18 protein-coding genes and 1 pseudogene are annotated in these 18998 nt (G+C 66.5%); 9 read left to right on the top strand and 10 right to left on the bottom strand.

What is annotated here, in order from left to right:
* Positions 1–33: 33 nt before the first annotated feature.
* Genes DL519_RS18795 through DL519_RS18770 form a run of 6 tightly spaced genes read left to right on the top strand, consistent with a single transcriptional unit; the run spans position 34 to position 6573 of the window.
* Positions 34–1470, top strand: a complete 1437-nt coding sequence (locus tag DL519_RS18795) for an aldehyde dehydrogenase (RefSeq protein WP_190816690.1) — start codon at positions 34–36, stop codon at positions 1468–1470.
* Between the two features lie 35 nt (positions 1471–1505).
* Positions 1506–1934 carry a RidA family protein gene (locus tag DL519_RS18790; RefSeq protein ID WP_190816688.1) on the top strand — a complete coding sequence of 143 codons (429 nt, stop codon included), beginning with the start codon at positions 1506–1508 and terminating at the stop codon, positions 1932–1934.
* A 6-nt stretch (positions 1935–1940) separates the two neighbouring features.
* The gene (locus tag DL519_RS18785; protein WP_190816686.1) at positions 1941–3530 is read left to right on the top strand and encodes an amidohydrolase; all 1590 of its coding nucleotides are present in this window, start codon (positions 1941–1943) and stop codon (positions 3528–3530) included.
* Between the two features lie 21 nt (positions 3531–3551).
* Positions 3552–4073 carry a 3-hydroxyanthranilate 3,4-dioxygenase gene (locus DL519_RS18780; RefSeq protein WP_190816684.1) on the top strand — a complete coding sequence of 174 codons (522 nt, stop codon included), beginning with the start codon at positions 3552–3554 and terminating at the stop codon, positions 4071–4073.
* Positions 4070–5572, top strand: coding sequence for an AMP-binding protein (locus DL519_RS18775; protein ID WP_190816682.1), 1503 nt, complete (start codon positions 4070–4072; stop codon positions 5570–5572). Before DL519_RS18780 ends, DL519_RS18775 begins: the two co-directional genes overlap by 4 nt.
* Positions 5569–6573, top strand: a complete 1005-nt coding sequence (locus tag DL519_RS18770) for an amidohydrolase family protein (RefSeq protein ID WP_190816680.1) — start codon at positions 5569–5571, stop codon at positions 6571–6573. The genes DL519_RS18775 and DL519_RS18770 overlap by 4 nt, the downstream gene beginning before the upstream one ends.
* Here the strand turns inward: DL519_RS18770 and DL519_RS18765 are convergent.
* The 4 genes from DL519_RS18765 to DL519_RS18750 are packed head-to-tail and all read right to left on the bottom strand — an operon-like array spanning position 6545 to position 11007.
* Positions 6545–7363 carry an IclR family transcriptional regulator gene (locus tag DL519_RS18765; protein WP_223839242.1) on the bottom strand — a complete coding sequence of 273 codons (819 nt, stop codon included), beginning with the start codon at positions 7361–7363 and terminating at the stop codon, positions 6545–6547. The genes DL519_RS18770 and DL519_RS18765 overlap by 29 nt on opposite strands.
* A 4-nt stretch (positions 7364–7367) precedes the next feature.
* On the bottom strand, positions 7368–8819 hold the full coding sequence (locus DL519_RS18760) for an MFS transporter (RefSeq protein WP_190816677.1): 1452 nt from the start codon (positions 8817–8819) through the stop codon (positions 7368–7370).
* Positions 8816–9808, bottom strand: a complete 993-nt coding sequence (locus tag DL519_RS18755) for an NADPH:quinone oxidoreductase family protein (RefSeq protein WP_190816674.1) — start codon at positions 9806–9808, stop codon at positions 8816–8818. Before DL519_RS18755 ends, DL519_RS18760 begins: the two co-directional genes overlap by 4 nt.
* Complete coding sequence (locus DL519_RS18750; RefSeq protein WP_190816672.1) at positions 9808–11007, bottom strand: CaiB/BaiF CoA transferase family protein; 1200 nt, start codon at positions 11005–11007, stop codon at positions 9808–9810. The genes DL519_RS18755 and DL519_RS18750 overlap by 1 nt, the downstream gene beginning before the upstream one ends.
* A gap of 96 nt (positions 11008–11103) precedes the next feature.
* Here DL519_RS18750 and DL519_RS18745 point away from each other — a divergent pair, with 96 nt between their 5' ends.
* The 3 genes from DL519_RS18745 to DL519_RS18735 all read left to right on the top strand — a co-directional run bounded on the left by DL519_RS18745 (position 11104) and on the right by DL519_RS18735 (position 13106).
* Positions 11104–12048: an alpha/beta fold hydrolase gene (locus tag DL519_RS18745; protein ID WP_223839240.1), complete on the top strand. Its 945-nt coding sequence runs from the start codon at positions 11104–11106 to the stop codon at positions 12046–12048.
* Between the two features lie 283 nt (positions 12049–12331).
* On the top strand, positions 12332–12886 hold the full coding sequence (locus DL519_RS18740; RefSeq protein WP_263399667.1) for an alpha/beta fold hydrolase: 555 nt from the start codon (positions 12332–12334) through the stop codon (positions 12884–12886).
* Entirely contained in the window at positions 12873–13106 is a 234-nt protein-coding gene (locus tag DL519_RS18735; RefSeq protein WP_190816668.1) for a hypothetical protein, read from the top strand. The genes DL519_RS18740 and DL519_RS18735 overlap by 14 nt, the downstream gene beginning before the upstream one ends.
* A 180-nt stretch (positions 13107–13286) precedes the next feature.
* Here the strand turns inward: DL519_RS18735 and DL519_RS18730 are convergent, their stop codons facing one another.
* The 6 genes and pseudogenes from DL519_RS18730 to DL519_RS18705 all read right to left on the bottom strand — a co-directional run bounded on the left by DL519_RS18730 (position 13287) and on the right by DL519_RS18705 (position 18774).
* Complete coding sequence (locus DL519_RS18730) at positions 13287–13721, bottom strand: Imm1 family immunity protein (RefSeq protein ID WP_190816666.1); 435 nt, start codon at positions 13719–13721, stop codon at positions 13287–13289.
* Positions 13718–14029: pseudogene (locus DL519_RS50160) on the bottom strand (DddA-like double-stranded DNA deaminase toxin); the annotation flags it as partial. The gene DL519_RS18730 and the pseudogene DL519_RS50160, both read right to left, overlap by 4 nt.
* Positions 14030–14412: 383 nt before the next feature.
* Positions 14413–15429 carry a 4-hydroxy-2-oxovalerate aldolase gene (dmpG, locus tag DL519_RS18720; protein WP_190816664.1) on the bottom strand — a complete coding sequence of 339 codons (1017 nt, stop codon included), beginning with the start codon at positions 15427–15429 and terminating at the stop codon, positions 14413–14415.
* A gap of 32 nt (positions 15430–15461) precedes the next feature.
* Positions 15462–16418: an acetaldehyde dehydrogenase (acetylating) gene (locus tag DL519_RS18715; protein WP_190816662.1), complete on the bottom strand. Its 957-nt coding sequence runs from the start codon at positions 16416–16418 to the stop codon at positions 15462–15464.
* The gene (locus tag DL519_RS18710) at positions 16415–17236 is read right to left on the bottom strand and encodes a 2-keto-4-pentenoate hydratase (RefSeq protein ID WP_190816660.1); all 822 of its coding nucleotides are present in this window, start codon (positions 17234–17236) and stop codon (positions 16415–16417) included. Before DL519_RS18710 ends, DL519_RS18715 begins: the two co-directional genes overlap by 4 nt.
* A gap of 110 nt (positions 17237–17346) precedes the next feature.
* Entirely contained in the window at positions 17347–18774 is a 1428-nt protein-coding gene (locus tag DL519_RS18705) for a hypothetical protein (RefSeq protein WP_223839238.1), read from the bottom strand.
* Between the last annotated feature and the right edge of the window lie 224 nt (positions 18775–18998).

Here is an 18998-nt window from a genome sequence, read left to right as displayed (position 1 = left end):
GTAACCATGTCAAGCCCTACTGAGGAGGAACCGGTGGAATCCTTCGGCCACGTCATCGACGGTGAGGAAGTCACGTCGCTGGACGGCGCGACATTCGAGTCCGTAGACCCGTGGGAACGGACGCCGTGGGCCGCCGTGGCCCTCGGGTCCGACCGTGACGCCCAACGCGCCATCAAAGCGGCACGTCAGGCGTTCGACGAGGGGCCGTGGCCGAGGATGAGCTTCGCCGAGCGAGGCCGGATTCTGCATCGGCTCGCTGACTTGATCCTGGAGAACGCCGACGCACTCGCCCTCGCGGACACCACGGACATGGGCAAGCCCATCGGGGAGACATCGGGCCACGACGTGCCGCGCTCGGCCCAGAACTTCCGGTTCTTCGCCGACCACTCGCAGGTGACACCGGCCGAGACGTTTCCAATGCCTGGCGGACATCACGCCTACACCGAATACGATCCAGCGGGCGTGGTCGCCGCGATCGCGCCGTGGAACTTTCCGCTCATGATGGAGACGTGGAAGGTCGCCCCCGCGCTGGCCTGGGGCAACACGGTCGTGCTGAAACCGGCCGAGCAGAGCCCAGCGTCGGCCACCATGCTCGCCAAACTGGCCCTGGAAGCGGGGCTGCCACCAGGCGTGTTCAACGTCGTACACGGCTACGGGCCGAACTCGGCCGGTCAAGCCCTCACCGAGTCATCCGAGATCGACCGGATCACCTTCACCGGTGAGTCGACGACCGGCCGGACAATCGCTCATGCCGCCGCCCGCAATCTCGTACCGGTGAGCCTGGAACTGGGAGGAAAAGGCGCCAACATCGTCTTCGACGACGCCGATCTCGCCCAGGCTGTCGACTGGTCGATCAAGGCGATTTTCACCAACAGCGGCCAGGTTTGCCTCGCGGGCAGCCGAATCTACGTGCAGCGCGGCGTATACGACGAGTTCTTGTCTCGGTTCACCAGTGCTGCGCAAGCATTGCAGGTCGGCAACCCCAAGAACCCTGACACGCGGATCGGCCCCATGTCGTCGATGGAGCATTTCCACAAGGTCAGCGGCTACCTCGACATCGCACGCTCGCAAGGTGCACGCCTGCACACCGGCGGCCTCGGAGTTGGCTGGACCGTCCTTCCCACGATCGTCGTTGGCGCCGGCCAAAGCGACCGGATCACGCAGGAGGAGGTGTTCGGCCCCCTCGTCGTCGTGCTTCCTTTTGAGGCGGAATCGGAAGTCGTGGCCGCGGCGAACGACACGCCGTATGGTCTCAACGCGATGCTGTTCACCCGAGATCTGTCCCGGGCGCACCGCGTCGCACGGGCCTTGCGCGTGGGCACGGTCTGGGTTAACTGCTTCTTCGTGCGCGACTTGCGCGCGCCTTTTGGCGGGGCGAAGAATTCCGGGATCGGCCGGGAAGGAGGCACGTACAGCCGAGAATTCTTTACCGAACCCAAGGCCGTCGTGATGGAAATCGACGAAGCCTGAGCAAGCTCATCTACCACTTTTCCTAAGGAACACACATGGCCAGCAGCACCAGTGGTATCACTCCCATCACCACCAGCAGCGCCCCTACGGTGGGCTTCTCAGCGACTACAGCGGCACCGCTGTCCCAGGCGATCGTGCACGGCGGCACCATCTACTGCTCCGGTACCGGGCCATTGGACCCGGAGACCCGGACGATCGTGTCGGACGACTTCCGCGAACAGGTCCAGCAGACGCTGTCCAACCTGGTGGCGGTGGTCGAGGCCGCAGGGGGAAGCCGCGAGAGCATTCTCAAGTGCACCTGCTATCTGCGCGATGTAGACAGTTTTTCCGACTTCAACGCGGTCTACCGGTCATTCTTCGAATCCAACCCGCACTTCCCGGCGCGCACGACGGTGATCGCGCGGCCACATCGGACTGGTGTGCAGGTGGAGGTCGAATGCATCGCCGCCGTTGTGAAGGGTTGAACGAGCATGACCAGACCTGCCGATCTGGTGCTTGTCGGGGGCACAGTCAACACGTTGGACATCGACGGCAGCATCGCCGAGGCTGTTGCGGTAACAGGCGGTCTGGTCAGCGCCGTAGGACGGGATGATCAGATTCGTCCACTGATCGGGCCGGCCACCACGGTCATCGACCTGCAGGGACGATGCGTCATCCCGGGGCTCATCGATTCGCACTGTCACTTCGAAAGTGCCGCGATGGACGAGTTCGAGGTGTCGTTCGCCGGTGTCGAGACATTGCGAGAAGTGCTTGACCGCATTGGTCAGTTCGCGGCCACTTGCGAACCGGGCGAATGGATTCGTGGACAGATGTGGAACCCGGTTCTGCAGCTCCGGGAACGGCGTGCCCCCAGCCGGTTGGAACTTGATCGTGCTGCAGGCGGCAGACCGGTCTTCCTCCCGGAGGGGCACGCCGTCTCAGTGAGCACAGCCGCGCTGGAGCTGGCCGGGCTCGATCCGTCCGACCACGACGGCAGGCTTGTGGAAGGCGCAGTCCATGATGTGGCCAAGGTGGTTCCAGAGTGGACTGCGGAGGATCGGGCCAAACAACTGGCAGCGGCGATGCGCGTGCTCAGCACGCAAGGAATCACCTCGGTGGTCGGTGGGGCGATGGCACCGCGAGATGTGGACGTGATCCGTGCATTGGCATCGTGCGGGGAATCGACCGTCCGGATCGCGGCGATGGTTACTCCGACCGGCGAGCTGAATCCGTCGGCTGACCTGAAGACCTGGCGGGGGCTGCTGGCAGAACACCCCCATGCCCGCGAAGTCGGCGGTTGGGTGCTGGAACGAGGTGTCAAGCTACAGATCGATGGTGGCATGACCCTCGGCACTGCCGCGACCAGCGCGCCGTACGCCTCCCGCGACTCGTACCACGGTGAGCTTTTCGTCGACAAGCACCGGTTTGCGGGTCTCGTCGATGCCGCGCACCAATCGGGGTGGCCCACCGGCGTTCACGCCGTCGGCGATGCGGCGATCGACCTTGCCCTCGACGTGTACGCGGCGACCCAGGCGACCAGGCACGATGGCATGTTGCCGGACGTGCTCATCCATGCGAGCCTGATGCGCCGGGATCAGTTGGCGCGGGCTCGGGACCTCGGTCTGCAGATCGCTGCGCAGACACCGTTTCTGTGGCGAAATCGCGCGGCCATCGCCAAACACCTCGGGGACGAGCGGGCGGACAACGCGGTGCCGACACGGGACTTCATCGACGTGCTCGGTCTGGACAACGTCGCCGCGGGCACCGACTATCCGATCAATGATCTCGACCCTTTCCAGAACTTCTACGCAATGGTCACCCGCAAGAACCGTGACGGCGAGACATCGGGTGTTGCCCAGGCAGTTAACCGCGAGCAAGCATTGCGCCTTTACACCACATCCGGTGCCGCACACACCGGCGAGTCAGCGATCAAGGGCAGTCTCGCCGTCGGCATGCTGGCCGACTTGGCCGTTCTCGACACCAATCCACTCACCGCATCCGACGATGAGCTGCGCGCTACGCGAACGCTGATGACCGTCGTCGATGGCCGAATCGTCCACAACGCAGGCGATCTCGCCTGAAGTCACGCGAAGGAGAACGAAATGCACCCGAGCCATATGCCCATCGTCGACCTGGACAAAGCCGCCAGCGAACTCCAGGAGTCGGGTAAGCGGGTCAAGGTCTTGTGGCAGGAAAGCGAATCCCTGGCCTTCCTCGCACGCGGCCGCGAATACCGCAGCGAGTTCCACCTCAACCCCAGCGACGAAGTGATGTTCATGGTCCGGGGTTCCATGAATCTGCACTATCGAAAGCCGGAGGGTGGCTCCGACATCGCCGTGATCCCGGAAGGCGCGTCGATCTTCACCCCCACTGGTATCGCACATTCGCCGCGGTTCCCGCCCGACGCCTTCGTGCTCGTGATCGAACGGCTCCGCAAGCCCGGCGAACTCGATCGCTTCCGCTGGTTCTGTCCGGACTGCGACGGGTTCCTGCACGAAGAAAGCGTGCATGTCACCGACTACCGCACCGACCCGGTGGCAGGTGCCTACGAACGGTTCTACGGGAACATCGATGCCCGGACCTGCAAGGCGTGTAGCACCGTCATGCCGGACGAACGGCTGTGACCGGGCATGCCGCCCGCCCCAGCTCGATCGGCGGGCTTGTGCTCCGAGCCTTGAAGCACCATCCGAACCGGATCGCCTTCGTCCACGGTAGCGAGCAGCTCACGTACGCCGAAGCCCGATCAATGGTGTCCCGTCTGGTCACCGTCTTTCGCCGAGCGGGGCTTACACCGGGCGACACAGTTCTGCAAATTCGCCCCAACGATCCGCTGCAATGGCTGGTCAACGCCGCGTGCTACGTGGCGGGTTATCGGTCCGCCGCGATTCCACCGGGCAACCTCGACACCGCGAGACTCGAAACCTGGCTGCGGCAGATCCAGCCGGACGCGATCGTCGCCTCCGCGGCGGCGGCGAAGGCGGTCGCGTCCTGGCGCGCTGAGCATCCTGCGGTCCGGGCGTGGAGTGACAGCACTGTCGAATGCTGGAGCCACCTGGAGGCGGAGCTCAGCTCGGCGCACGAAACGCATTCCGATGCAGCAGCACCGCCAGAATCGATTGTCCGCCTCGCGTTCACCTCCGGCAGCACGGGACCGGTCAAGGGCGTTCAACTGTCGAGCGGGGCATTGGGCGCTGTCGCGACGATGACCGCTGCCGCCGTGCGTTGGCCGGATCGGCCTCGGGTGCTGTGTCCGGAACTGGTCTCCGGTGGCTTCGGCAACATGGTGCTCCCGACGCTGCTGGGCGGCGGTACCTTCATCATCCCTCCGGAGCCGGGCGCAGAGACGCTCCTCGACACTGTCGAAAGCTGTCGCCCCAACGTGCTGATGGTGCTGCCGCCGACACTTCGTGCCCTCTTGGCCTGTCCGCGCAGGGATGAGGTCGACTGGTCTTCGATCGAATTGATCATCTACAGCGGTGCGGTACTCACCGAGGCGGAGATCGAACAGGTGCATGATCTGATGGGCGAGGTGTTGTACGGCGTCTTCGGGCAAGTCGAGGTACCGAAGACGATCGCCTTGACCCGCCCCGAAGATCACCGCCACCCCACCCGCAGGTCCACGCTCGGCACCGCATATCCCGGGACAGATGTCCGGATTTGCAGCGCCGACGGCCATCCGTTACCAGCGGGACAGGCAGGCGAGTTGTGCGTGCGAACTCCGACCGCGCTGCATTCCTATGCGTTTCCCCGAGGACGGGCGCCGAAGTTTCACGGTGACTGGCTGCGCACCGGTGACGTGTGCCGGATGGACGCCGACGGCTTCCTTCGGTATCTCAACAGGATCGAGGACGTGTTGCTGATCGAGGACCACTACTTCTGTCCGAGCGACGCGGAAGACGCGATCATTGACCGCGTCGGGCTGGTCGCCGGTGTCGTCCCGTCCAGCGTCGCTGGAGTTACGGTCTTTCTGGAGGGAGCGGCTGCGGACGACCACGATCGCGCCATTCGCTCAGCACTGTGGGATCAGGCCGTCACGGTTGATGCCGTGGTCGCGGTCGATGCCCTGCCGCGAGATCTTATGGGCAGGGTCGATCGTCGCCGTCTGGAGGTGACGGTTCCATGAGCGACGCCAGCGTCGTCGATGTGCACACCCACGCCTTACCGATGCCGTTGCTGTCGTGGCTCTCCGGCCGGGGGCTCGCGGACCTTTCCCACGTCGACGACGGCATCGTCCGAATTCACCCGGAAATCTCCGGTGTGCCGCGTGACATGCCGATCCCGCTCGCGACCGCCCAATTCGACGTCACCGAGCGTCTCCACGACATGCGAAAAATGGGCGTGGATCGGCAGCTGGTGTCGGTGCCACCGTTCGTCACATGTGCGGACGCCACAGATGAAGCACTCGTGCTCGATGTCGTCGGCCGCGGCAACGACGCACTGGCAGAGCTGACCGCGAACCGACGCAGCGTTCTCGAACCACTGGGGTTCGTGCCGCTCGGGACGCCCGGCGCGGTCGACGAGGCCCGCAGATGCCTTGACGAACTGGGATTCGCCGGTATCGCGATCGGCACGCGCGGGCTGGGGCGTGAGCTCGATGCCCCGGTCCATGAACCGTTGTGGGAGCTGCTCGCAGCACGGAGCACCTTCGTGTTCCTCCATCCCAACAGCGTTCCGGGTGGCGCCCGCCTGGCCGACTACTGGTTGCCTCAGCTCGCCGGCTATCCGATGGAAACAGCCCTCGCCGCGGCGCGCCTGATCTTCGGCGGGGTACTGGAACGCCACGACCTCAGGATCTGTCTCGCGCACGGTGGCGGTTGCCTGCCGTCATTGCGGGGTCGGCTGGACCTCGGCTGGTCGCGCAAAGCGGTCGCCCGCACGACGCCAGCTCCACCGAGCGAGTACCTGCGCCGTTTCCGCTATGACACAGCTACCTTTTCAACGTCGTTGCTGGGGCAGCTCGTCGACGAATTCGGTGCCGATCATGTGCTGCTGGGGACCGATTACCCGTTCGAGCTGGCCGATACCGATCCGCGGCGCACGGTCACTGCACTGGGCCTACCTGCGGCCGAAAGCGAGTTGATCGCGGGCGCCGCGGTCACCGCGTTGCTGCGCGGACCGAGTTGATGTCCTCTTTGTGCGCGACTGTGTTGAACCCGTTGGCCAGCTCCCGTGAGATGGACATGGTCGCCATCCGCAGGGCTGGCTCGATGGTCGACAGCGATCGCGTCCAAGTGTGCGTGACCACCGACAGCGCCGCCACGACCCTGCGGTCCGGGCCGAAGATCGGCGCCGCGATCGACAAGGTGCCTGGCGAGAGCTCCTCATTGCAGCGCGCGATTCCGACCGTCTTCGCTTCCTGAAGCGTGTGCATCAGCAGCCCGGGCATGACGATGGTGCGCGGCGTGTAGCGTTTGAGCCCTGTGCGCAGCACCGACTCTTGGACCCTGGGCGATGCGTAGGCCAGCAGGATCTTGCCGACACCAGTGGCGTGCACCGGCGAGCGTCCTCCCACCTGCGTCACCACACCGACCGATCGGCGGCCCCAAACCCGGTCGAGGTAGAGCACCTCGTCGCGGTCGAGCACCGCGAGGTGCACGTTTTCCGCTGTCGCCTCGTGGAGATCGTGCATGAACGGCAGCGACACGTCCCGGAGGGTTCTCGGCTGCGGCGCCAGTGAACCCAGCTCCCACATGCGCAGGCCGATCCGGTAAACACCGTCGCTGTCCTTCATCAAGGCACCCAGATTGACCAACTCGGACGCGATCCGGTGCACAGTGGAGACCGGAAGCCCGGTCAGGTCGCGAAGGTCGACCAGTCGCAGTGCTGGCCTTGCTGGGGAGAACGCGTTCAGCACGCTGAACACCCGACTCGATACGGTCCGGCCAGGGGGGCCGTCCACACGCGAAACAGCCATCTTCTCAACCATGGTGACGCCCTGGCAGCCTCGTCCGGTGGGTCACCAGCCTCCCGCGACCGGATGCTACGCCGTCCGGTGCGGAATCGCGCCAGTCACCGCCGGACCGATTCCGCACCATGTCCATGGTGAGCAGCGCGACGACCCCCACCGCGACCGCGGTCATCGCTATCGCGATGACGGCGATGTCAACCGGCTCGGCTGGCCCCATGGGGGCGAGCGCGCCGATCAGGCCCACCGCGAGGATCGCGCCGACGTACCGAGCGGATTGGAAGAGACCTCCGACTACACCGGCCATTGCCGACGGTGTCCGCTCGTACATGAGGCGTTGCAGACCGAGGTTGCACAGGCCGTAGGGGATCCCGAGCAGGACGCCGTCGGCAACCACGAGCCAGGTGGGGGTGGATGGGCCGAAGGCAACGATCAGCGTGACGCCGGCTAGGAACATCCCGCTGCCCGCGAGCAAAGCGCGACCCGCTCCCAACCAACGCATCAACGCGCCACCGCAGACGGTGGCCACGACACTCGTCACGGCAATGGGCAGCACAAGCAGCCCCGTGTCCAGGGCGGACGTGTGCCGTTCGGTCTGCAGCCACTGCGGCAGCCCGTAGAACGCGCTGTAGTAAGCCAGGTTGAACAACGTGAAGATGCCAAGCACCGCGGTCAGGCCGCGGGCGCCGTAGACGGCGCGGATGTCGACGAACGGATTGGCGGCTCGCCGTTCCCACCACAGGAAGGCGGGCACCGCCACCACCAGGACAAGCCCACCGATCACCGATATCCGGGGTAGGGCGAGCATGACGTTCAGCAACGCCACGATCGACACGGCGAAGAGCCCGGTTCCGACAGGGTCGATCGAGCGCGACACCAATGGCCGAGTCGCGTCGGCGGACCGTGCCCGCGGCTCGAGCACCACCAGCGCAACCACCGCGGCACCGATTGCCAGCGGCAGGTTGGCCCAGAAAATTGCCTGCCACCCCGCCAGTGCCGTAAGCAGGCCGCCGAGCACCGGTCCGACTGCGCCGGCGGTGGTGTTGACGATTGCGATCGTGGTCAGCTGCCCGGGATGACCGTGCCGCCGCGTGACGACCACAGCACACGGAAATGCGGCCGAGACCCCGATCGCCTGTGCACACCGGCAGAGCACGAGCAGTTCGGCGGAGGTGGCGAACGGCGCCGCCGCAGACGCGGCACTCGCGATCATCATTCCCGCCGTGAAAAGTCCTCGGGTTCCGATGAGGTCAGCCACCCTTCCGAGCACCGGCTGGAACACGCACGCCGTCAGGTAGAACACCGTCACGATCCAGGTCGTCGTCGCCAGCGGAAGATCCAGATGCTGCTGGATCGGCGCCAGCGCTACGGCGATCATGGAGGAGTTGAGGGGTGCGAGCATGGTGCCGACCAGCAGGGCAGCCAGCGCCAACCGCGTCCGGCGCACGGACCACGTAGCCGTCATAGGGACTGCCCGACACGCAAGAGCAACTTGCCGTCAGCCCGTCCCCCGGCCAACAAGTCCAAAGCCTCCGCGCCGCGCTCCAACGGCAAGACACCATGCACGTGGGGTCGGAGCCGACCTGCGGTCGCCCACGCGAAGATCGTGCGCAGGTTCTCCTCGTGCAGTGCCCGGTGACGCCGGATGAATTCACCGAGGAACACCCCGATGACTGAGGAGCCTTTCACCAGCGGGATGTTGAGAGCGAGACGCGGAATGGCACCTGCTGCAAAGCCGACGACGAGGTAGCGCCCGCCCCAGGCCACGGCCCGTACGGCTGCCTCGGCGACCGTGCCGCCGACGGGGTCGAACACAACATCGGCACCCACACCACCGGTGAGTCGTTTGATCGCATCCTTGACGTTGCCGTCGCCGCCGTAGGAAAACGTCTCGTGTGCACCGCGTCGCAGAGCGGACGTGGCACGCTCGGCCGTCGATGCCCCAGCGATGACCCGGGCACCGAGGAGAGCACCGACGTCGACCGCGGCCGAACCGACACCGCCGGCGGCACCCAGGACGACCAGCGTCTCGCCTGGGCGCAAATTCGCCCGCTGGACGAGTGCGTGGTAGGCCGTCGAGTAAGCCACCAGGATCGCCGCGGCATCCTGCTCCTGCACATCGTCGGGCAATACAGTCACGCGATCGGCCCGCACGAGTACGGCGGCCCGCGCACATCCGTACTCCTCGTTGCCGACTACTCGGTCGCCCACCCGGGGCACCATGACGTCCGGCCCGACCGACAACACCGTGCCTGCGTACTCACTGCCAGGCGAGAACGGCGGTTGCGGCTGGACGACGTGCTTGCCCGCGACCACCAAGGTGTCGTGGAAATTGAGTCCGACGTGGCTGACTGCGACCACCGCTTCACCGGGGCCGGGCTCGGGCAGCGCGACATCCACCAGTTCCAGGCAGTCACCAGGCGAGCCAAACCGGTTGCACACCAGCGCTTTCATCAGCACCCCTCACCAGGGCCAGGTGCGGCAACCACACCGGACGACAGGAAAGCCGACACCTCGGCCGCGGAGAAACCGGCTTCTTGCAGCACCTCGACCGTGTGCTCGCCGAGCTCGGCTGGTGCCCGGCGCACCGGCGGCAACTCACCGTTGTACCGGACCGGATGGTTGAGCACCGTGGCTTCCTCGTCGCCAACCGCGAAACCAGTGAGCAGTCCCTCCTCGACGACCTGCGGGTCCACTCGCACGTCGTCGTAGGTCGCCACCTTCTCGATCCAGAACCCGCGCGCCCGCAGCTTGTCGGCGACCTCCTGGTAAGTCATGCCGGCGAGGGCCGTGGCGACCGCGGCGGTGTACTCCACTCGCTTGTCGCGACGGTCTGATGGCGTGTACTCGTCCAGCACCGCGTCACCCAGCGCCGCACCGAAGTCGTCCATCGGGCCGTTCAACGCAATGGCCACCTCTGCGTCGAGCAGCCGGTACACGCCGTACGGGGGGTCGATCGCCCAGCACGCCAATTCGGCAGGCCGCCGCAGGTCCTCCGTGGTCTTGCGGCCCGAGAAGTACAGCGCGAGCGACTCCGCCTGAAGGTCGAGCCCGGCGCCGAGCAGGCTGGTCTCCACCCTGGTGCCCTTCCCGGTCACGAGCTTGCGCGCGTAGGCCGCCAGCACACCCATCGCCAGCAGTGCCGCACCGTGGTGGTCTACGACGGGAGTTCCCGCGGCCGTCGGCGAGTCCGCGCCGCCCGTAGCCGCGACGAGCCCCGAGCGAGCCTGGACCAAGAGATCCACGCCCGGGTTCCCGGCCATCGGGCCGCGTGATCCCCAGCCTGTGGCAGAGGCATAGATGATGTCGTGTTTGATCTCCCGCACCGCGTCGTATCCGAGGCCGAGCCGGTCGAGCGCGCCGCCGCGATAGTTCTCCAGCAGTACGTCGGCCTGCTGGATCAGTGGACGCAACACGGTCTTGGCGTCCGGGTGCTTCAGGTCTACGACGATCGACCGCTTGTTCCGATTGACAGCCAGGAAAGTCACGCTGCGGCCGCTTAATCGAATGCCAGCGCTGCCGACCTTCCGCTCCCATGAGCCGGAGGGCGGCTCCACTTTCACGACGTCAGCGCCGAGATCAGCGAGGTACTGCGCTGCGGCCGGGCCCTGCACGAAATGCGAGAAGCTCAGCACCGTCATCTGCTCAATCATGTGGCCTCCGCCATCGTCACGATGTCCGAGACGGTAGGTACGGCCACAATCGCGCCCAACTACGCATTCCCGATGGATGGAAACCAGGTATGCGCCATGGCGTGGCGCGCCCGGCAGGGTGCGGTCATGAACGTGACCACGCCTGCGAGCATCCGATGGAGAAGGATTCGGTTACCGGACTGCGTGCTCAACTGCGCGGTCGTCGGTACGGGGGAACCTGCGCTGTTGCTGCACGGCTGGCCGCAGAGCAGCTATGCATGGCGAGCCGTCATACCGCTGCTCGACCGGTACACGCTCGTGGTGCCGGATTTGCCCGGATTCGGCGCGAGCTCCCGGCTGGCCAGCGGTTACGACAAGAAGTCGATCGCGGGAATTCTGCATCGGCTGATGCTGCGGCTGGGTTTCCAGCGCTACCACGTGGCCGGGCATGACGTCGGCGGACAGGTCGCTTATCCGCTGGCCGGGCAGTACCCCGATGCGGTGCGCACGCTGACCTTGATCGAGGCAGGGGTGATCGGGCTGGGCCGCAGCGTGGCAGCGGCGAATCCGCTGACCGGCGGATCATGGCATTTCGGTTTCAACATGGTGCCCGACCTACCCGAACTGTTGCTGGCAGGTCGTGAGCGCGCCTATCTCGAGTTCATGTTCCACCGGGATTCGGTAGGCCTGTACGTCACCGATGCGATCGGTGAGGACGATCTCGACGTGTACGCACGGGCGCTTGCCGGGCCCGGCGCGGTCCGCGCGACGATGGGCTACTACCGCACACTCCCCGCGGACATAGAACATAACCGAACGCTGAGCGCTGCTGGCCCGATCACCATGCCCACGGCCGTCGTCGGGGCACGACACGGTGTCGGTCTCAGCTGGATCGACACCGTGCAGGAGGTCGCGACGCACGTCTCCGGACACTTGATCGAGGAATGCGGCCACTACGTGCCCGAAGAGCAACCCGGGCAGCTTGCTGACCTCTTGGCCACCGCATGGCGTGCCGTCAAAGACGATCGAGCGACGACGAACTCACCGGAGGAGTTGCGATGACCGACTTCGTCCTGATCCACGGCGCATGGCATGGGGCCGGGCACTGGGCCCAGTTCGCTGCGACGCTGGCCGGTCGCGGACATTGTGCGCTGCCGGTAGACCTGCCGGGACACGGCACTCGTGCCCTCTTCCCAGCCAGCTACCTGGCGCGTGATGTCGTCGCGCTCCGTACCGAGCCGTCTCCGTTGCAGGACCTCGCCCTTGACGATGTCGCCAGTGATGTGATTGGGCTGTTGAGCGACTGGCATCGACCGGAAAACGACCGACGCTCGTCGCACACAGCATGGGCGGTGCTGTCGCGACCCGGGTCGCCGAGCTCGCGCCGGAGCTCCTCGCCGCGTTGGTCTACGTCGCGGCTTTCGTGCCGACGAAGCTGGGCTCGTCGGCCGCCTACTTGGCGCTGCCCGAGGCGCGGTCGGCTCGGGGATCGTCGCTCTACGTCGGTGATCCCGGCGCCATCGGAGTTGTGCGCATTGACCCGCGTTCCGCTGACGATGCTTACCTCGATGAGCTCCACGCCGCCTATTTCTCCGGCCTTGACCGGCGGGATTTTCTCGCGTTGGCGGCAACCCGGACGCCGGACCAGCCGATCGCATTCCTGGCCTCAGCAAGCGGGGCGACGGCCGAACGTTGGGGCAGCGTGCCTCGTGCCTACGTCCGCACCACCCGCGATCGGGTGCTGCCGATCGAACTGCAGGACGTGATGGTCAATCACGCCGACGCGCTCGCGCCCAAGACGGAGTTCCGGCAGGCGTCAATTGCCGCTGGCCATGCGGTGTTCGTATCTCATCCCGAGCAGCTGGCCGATGCCATCGAACACTTGTGTGCGCCGGATTGACCGCTCCGGCCCGTCGACCAAATGCTGCACCTGCGCTGGCGCAGGGTGGCTCACCCTCGACGACGCGACCCTCGCCTCGATCGTGTCCGTGGTGAATGTGCTCGCCTCGATCGCGTTGACCTGGTGGACGCGGCGGAAGGTGACCAGCCTCGCCCATCCCCGCGCCGTCGACGGCACGCTGCTCGTGCCCGCCGCGCCACCGGACCGGCCCGTCGAATAGCTCCCTGAATGGCCGGTGCGCTACCGCCGGGCACCGAAACGCCCCGCCTGCACCCCGGTTGTGTGCCTGCAACCGGGGTGCGGGTGGGGGGCGTTTCCTCAGATTCACGGGCAGGCCGTCGACCTGCGGCTTGTCACCGTTTGCTCGCGCCGGCCAGCGCGGAAAGTGACCGCAGTCGAGTCACTCGCTCGCGGTCTCGGGGTACAGGTCGCGCCACGTCACCGAGGCGGGCCGGTCGGCGATGCGCAGGAACTCGACGAGCACCTCGGTAAACCGGTCCACCGGCAGCCCCGAACCGGGCGGAAACTCATCGTCGTCGAACTCGCAGCCCTCCGAGGCCGTATCGCCCTCGGGGTACGCCTTGCCGCGGGTGGCGTCCTGGTAACTGAGGTAGCCGAACCCGTCGACGATGGCGGCGAACACGTCGTGATCGGGAAAGTTCGTTTCGGCATCCCACAGTGGGCGGCCGTTGTGCACCAGCCGGGCCGAGTCCGCTTGGGGATCGGCGAGCTGCTTGACGAACCCGGCGACCTCGTCCGGGGTATTCAGGGGCGCGTTCAGACCTTGATACGAGCCGTCGAGGCCGATCACTGCCCAACCTGCCGTGATGCTCATCCTTCACCTTCCGCCCGACGTAGCGGCGCCCGTCCGGGCTCGATCCATCTTTCACCGTCAGTTTCCACCCTTCCGGCAGGAAACCTCGAAAGCCACTGGTCGCAGGTGTTCGGCCACTGCTGATCTTTCGGGGTCGTGCCGCACACCGGCCGGTTGATCTCGATCTCAGCCTCGGCGATGTCCTGATCGATCATCCGGGCGACGAACTGCGTCTCGACGTGGCGGGCAATCGCCGGTTCGGCGTTGACGTGACCTCGCGTCAGACCGTGCTCGACCGCAAGCTGCCGGGTGGCCTCGTAGTATTCGCCGCCCTTGCCGCTTCCGTTTCACCTAGTCACCGCGCCGCGTGTTCATTAACGCGAGAAATTGCGTCAGGCCAGGGTGACGACCCCTGTTGCGCTCCGTGATCGCCCCGCTCTGTTTGTGCAGGTGGCCTCACCGACTTTGCCGGAGCGTTGGCTTGGCCATCCGGCCCGGGGGATGCCGGCTGTTCACCAGTGCCCACAGATCCGCTTCCTCGCCAGTCGTCAACTCCATCCTCCCAGGCAAACACGGAGATCAATCAAACCTGTGTAAACAAACCAGAATCACGACGGCCTGGTGCAGCGCATGCAGAGGGCCGGGGCGTCACCAGGACGGCGTTGTTGCCCCGGCCTTCGGCGAGGTTTCCTCCGTTTGCGAGCTGGTGCGGCTACTGCGCTGCGAGCAGGTCCAGTGCGATGTCGACGATCATGTCCTCCTGCCCGCCGACCAGCTTCCGGCGGCCTACCTCGAGCAGGATGGTGCGCACGTCGATGCCGTATTGCTTCGAGGCGGCCTCGGCGTGGCGCAGGAAGCTGGAGTACACCCCGGCGTAGCCGAGGGTGAGGGTTTCCCGGTCGACTCGGACCGGGCGGTCCTGCAGCGGGCGGACGAGGTCGTCGGCCGCGTCCTGGAGCGCGAACAGGTCGCAGCGATGCTTCCAGCCGTTGAGGTTGGCCACCGCGACGAACGCTTCGATGGGGCAGTTGCCGGCGCCCGCGCCGTGCCCCGCGAGCGAGGCGTCCACGCGTCGCACGCCCTCTTCGACGGCGACGACGGAGTTGGCTACGGACAACGAGAGGTTCTCGTGGGCGTGGATGCCGATCTGGGTGTTCGGATCGAGCACATCGCGGTAGGCGCGGATGCGTTCGCGGACGCCGTCCATGGTCAACCGGCCGCCGGAGTCGGTGACGTAGACGCAGTGCGCGCCGTAGGACTCCATGAGCTTGGCCTGTTCCGCCAGCTTCGCCGCGGGGGCCATGTGGCTCATCATCAGGAACCCGGAGACGTCCATGCCGAGTTCGCGGGCCTTGGCGATGTGCTGGGCGGCGACGTCGGCCTCGGTGCAGTGGGTGGCGATGCGGACCGAGCGGACGCCGAGGGACTCGGCGCGTTCGAGTTCGGCGATGGTGCCGATGCCCGGCAGCAGGAGGGTGGTGAGAGTGGCTTGCTCGATGCTGTCGGCTGCGGCTTCGATCCACTCCCAGTCGGTGTGGGAGCCGGGCCCGTAGTTGAGGCTGCCGCCGGCGAGGCCGTCGCCGTGGGCGACCTCGATCGCGTCCACACCCGCCTGCTCCAGGGCCGCGACGATCCGGGACACCTCGGACGGCGTGATCCGGTGCCGCACGGCGTGCATCCCGTCGCGCAGGGTGACGTCCTGGACGTAGAGATCCACTGTGTCGTTCATGCTTTCGGCTCCCCGGGGCTCTGCGGTGGCGTTCACCGGACCACCTCGGCGGTGGTGTTGCCGCGCTGGGCGATTGCTTCGCCGGTGCGCAGCGCGGCGGAGGTCATGATGTCGAGGTTTCCCGCGTAGGCGGGCAGGTAGTGGGCGGCGCCCTCGACTTCGAGGAGCACCGTCACCTTGGTCGTCACCGGGTCCGCGTCGTCGGGCAGCAGGGTGTGCACCGGGTCGTCTGCAGCGATCGGGGTGAGCTGCACGTCCTGCTTGAGCCGGTAGCCGGGCACGTACTCGGCCACACGGTCGACCATGGTGCGGATCGACTTCTCGATCGCGGCGTGGTCGGCGTCGCCGATCAGCGCGAACACGGTGTCGCGCATGATCAGCGGCGGCTCTGCGGGATTGAGGACGATCACGGCCTTGCCGCGTTGCGCACCACCCACGGTTTCGATCGCCGCTGCGGTCGTCTCGGTGAACTCGTCGATGTTCGCGCGGGTTCCCGGGCCGGCCGACCGGGAGGAGATCGAGGCGACGATCTCGGCGTAGGGCACCGACTTGACCTGCGCGATGGCGTGCACCACCGGGATTGTGGCCTGCCCGCCGCATGTGACCATGTTGACGTTGTCCACGTCGCGGTCGAGGTGCTCGTCGAGGTTGACCGGCGGCACGACGTACGGTCCGGTCGCCGCCGGGGTCAGGTCGACGAGCTTCTTGCCATGTGGTGCGAGCTTGGCGGCGTTGGCCCGGTGCGCGGCTGCGGAGGTGGCGTCGAAGATGATCTCGATGTCGGCGAAGCCGTCCATCGCGATCAGGCCGTCGACGCCCTCGTGCGTGGTCGGGACCTTCAGCCGCTTCGCCCGGGCGAGGCCGTCGGAGTCCGGGTCGATGCCGACCATGGCGGCCATTTCGAGTGCCTCGGACACGCGGAGGATCTTGATCATCAGGTCGGTGCCGATGTTGCCGGAGCCGATCACGGCGACCTTGGTCTTGTTCATCGCACTTCCTCGGTCGAGAAGCGGGCGGTCACCGAGCCGAGCGCGGAGATCTCCGCGCGGACGGTCGCGCCCGGGGGAGTCGGAACCATGGGGCCGAGCGCCCCGGAGAGCACGACCTGCCCGGCGCGCAGCGGCGCACCGAAGTCCCGCGCGGTTCGGGCCAGCCACAGCAGGGCGTTGAGCGGATCGCCGAGGCACGCGGCCCCATCGCCCCGAGAAGCGGGTTCGTCGTCGACGAACATCTGCATGGTGACCTCGCGCGGCTCGAAATCGCGCAGTCGGACCTGTTCCGATCCCAGCACGTAGAGGCCGCTGGAGGCGTTGTCGGCCACGGTGTCGGTGATCCGGATGTCCCAGCCCGCGATCCGGCTGTCCACGATCTCGATCGCTGCGACCGCGTACTCCACGGCACCGTGCACGGTCTCCAGATCGAGTGCGTCGGTGTCGAGGTCTGCGCCGAGGAAGAACGCGACCTCGGCTTCGGCCTTGGGCTGCAGCAGCCGCCGACTTGGGACTTCGGGAAGCGCCGAGACGTCCATGTCGTCGAAGAGCACCCCGAAGTCCGGCCGGTCAACGCCGATCTGCCGCTGCACCGCCGGCGACGTGAGCCCGATCTTGCGCCCAACAACTGCCGCCCCGGCGGCGATGCGTTTCGCGGTGAGCAGTTGTTGCACCTCGTAGGCGAGGTCGATGCCGTCGGCGCCGAGCAGATCGCGTACCGGGCTGCAGGGAACACCGCTGCGAGCCGCTGCCTGGAGCCGGTCGGCGGCTGCGATGACCGCGGCGTCGCGGTCCGTCGTCGAGGTCTGGCCTGCCATCACGTTCCTTTTCCGGTTCGGAGTCGTGCTCCAGGGTGGCGGCCGCCGGGACCGGAAGTCGACGACGGAGTTCCGGTGACCGGAACTGCGCTCAGCTGCCCGAACCGGTCCTAGGGTGAGTGGCCATTATTGGTCACGTCATCCGAAGCCGGACTGATCCGGTGATCTCCCGAACGGTCGTGGAGATCGGGGAACAACACGAGTTGGTCGCCTCGGTCCAGCATGGTCTTGTCACCACGGTGTGGTGTGCCTGCTGTCCTTGGTGCTGGTGTTGCCCGGGTGCCCGTCAGCGCGGGTGCGGTCTGGCCGGTAGCTCTCCCGTCACGATCCGCTGGTCGTGTCCGGGTCACACCTGGCCGACACCGCAATCGATGCTGGTGGGCACGTCTGCCGATGGCCACCGAGGCCGCGTGATGACGGGTGACGGTGACCGAGGTTTGTTGCTGGAGTGGGGTTGTCCAGTGTTGCCGGCCCCACCGGGAGGTGTAGGCGGGATCGACGGCGATCACGACCAGGCCCGAGTGGTGGGCCATGCCGCGAAAGCGTTCGCGGAACCGCTGGGTGGGGATACCGGCCACGGTGCGACGGAAGGTTTTGCCTCGCCGTCCTCGGCCCAGGTGTTCGCGGCCGGTGGATCGGGCATCGTCGAAACCGAGGTTTTCGATCGCGATTCCCACACAGTCATGCTCGCGGGCGAGGTTGATGAGGCTGGTGATCGCGGCGCGTAACCGGCCGTCACGTCTGGAGGTGGGTCCGGTGAGGTCGAGTGGGATCGTGTGCGGGTGTCCCACCGGGTTGCCGCAGGAGTCCACGACGATGGCCGCGAGGTGATCGGCATTGAGGTCGACGGCCAGCAGGCGTCCACCATGAGTGGTGATCTCACTGGGTGTGGGAAGCACGCTGGTCGGTGCGGACCAGGAGGCGTCGAGATACCAGCGGTCACGGTCGGCGTCGAAGGCGATGTCGTAGCGGACGGCGGTGTTCGTGGTGACGCGATCCAGCCATTGCTGGCCTCGGTGGTGGAACCTCACCGTGCTCTCGAGCCGGTACCGGCCTCGTGGCGCGTTCGCCCAGTGCCGCAACGGTTCCGGGAGCACGATGGTCACCGCACCGGTGTCCGGGTGGACGGTGATCGTGTAGTTCCCGAACGGGGCACCGGTCTCGCCGTCAGCGGTGAGAAACCATCGGGCCGCGTCCCACTTCGTGCGCCACTGATCGAGACTGAGGCCGACGTCGGCGAGATGGTGACGAGCGTGGGCCAGTCGCCGCCCACCGGCGACGATCGACGGCCGGCCTTCGCTGATGCGCTGCTGGACGCGGGCAAGCCGAGCCCTGAGGATTTGAACGCGACGCTGCTTGCCGACACGCTCGTCGCGATCCGCATAGCCGCGAACACGCCGCTTCCGTTTCCCGCACGGTACGGCCAGACGTTGTTCGATAGCGCGGATCGCCCGGGTGAGACTGGTTTTCTCAGCGCCCAGGCACCGAAGGGACAACCGGTACTGGTCCTCGGATGCCCGGTGATCGCACCAGCCCACCGTGACGACGACCCAGCGGTGAGATTCCTCTTGCGTCGTGCCCGTTGCGTGTGCTTCAACGCCACATCGCCGATACGGACCCGTTCAGCCAGGTCGGATCGGGCCGGAGAACCAAGGTGCCCTCCCGCCAGAGTCAGCACCTTCTCATCAGCAGCCGACACCCGCAGACGATCGCGGATACGCGCTCCCGACGGCGCGGCCACGGTGAACGGCGCAGCGATCAG

The sequence above is a fragment of the Saccharopolyspora pogona genome (assembly GCF_014697215.1).
GTDB classification, from domain to species: domain Bacteria; phylum Actinomycetota; class Actinomycetes; order Mycobacteriales; family Pseudonocardiaceae; genus Saccharopolyspora; species Saccharopolyspora hattusasensis.
Note: the sequence above shows the minus strand (reverse complement) of the source record. Positions and strands in the feature narration are given on the sequence as shown.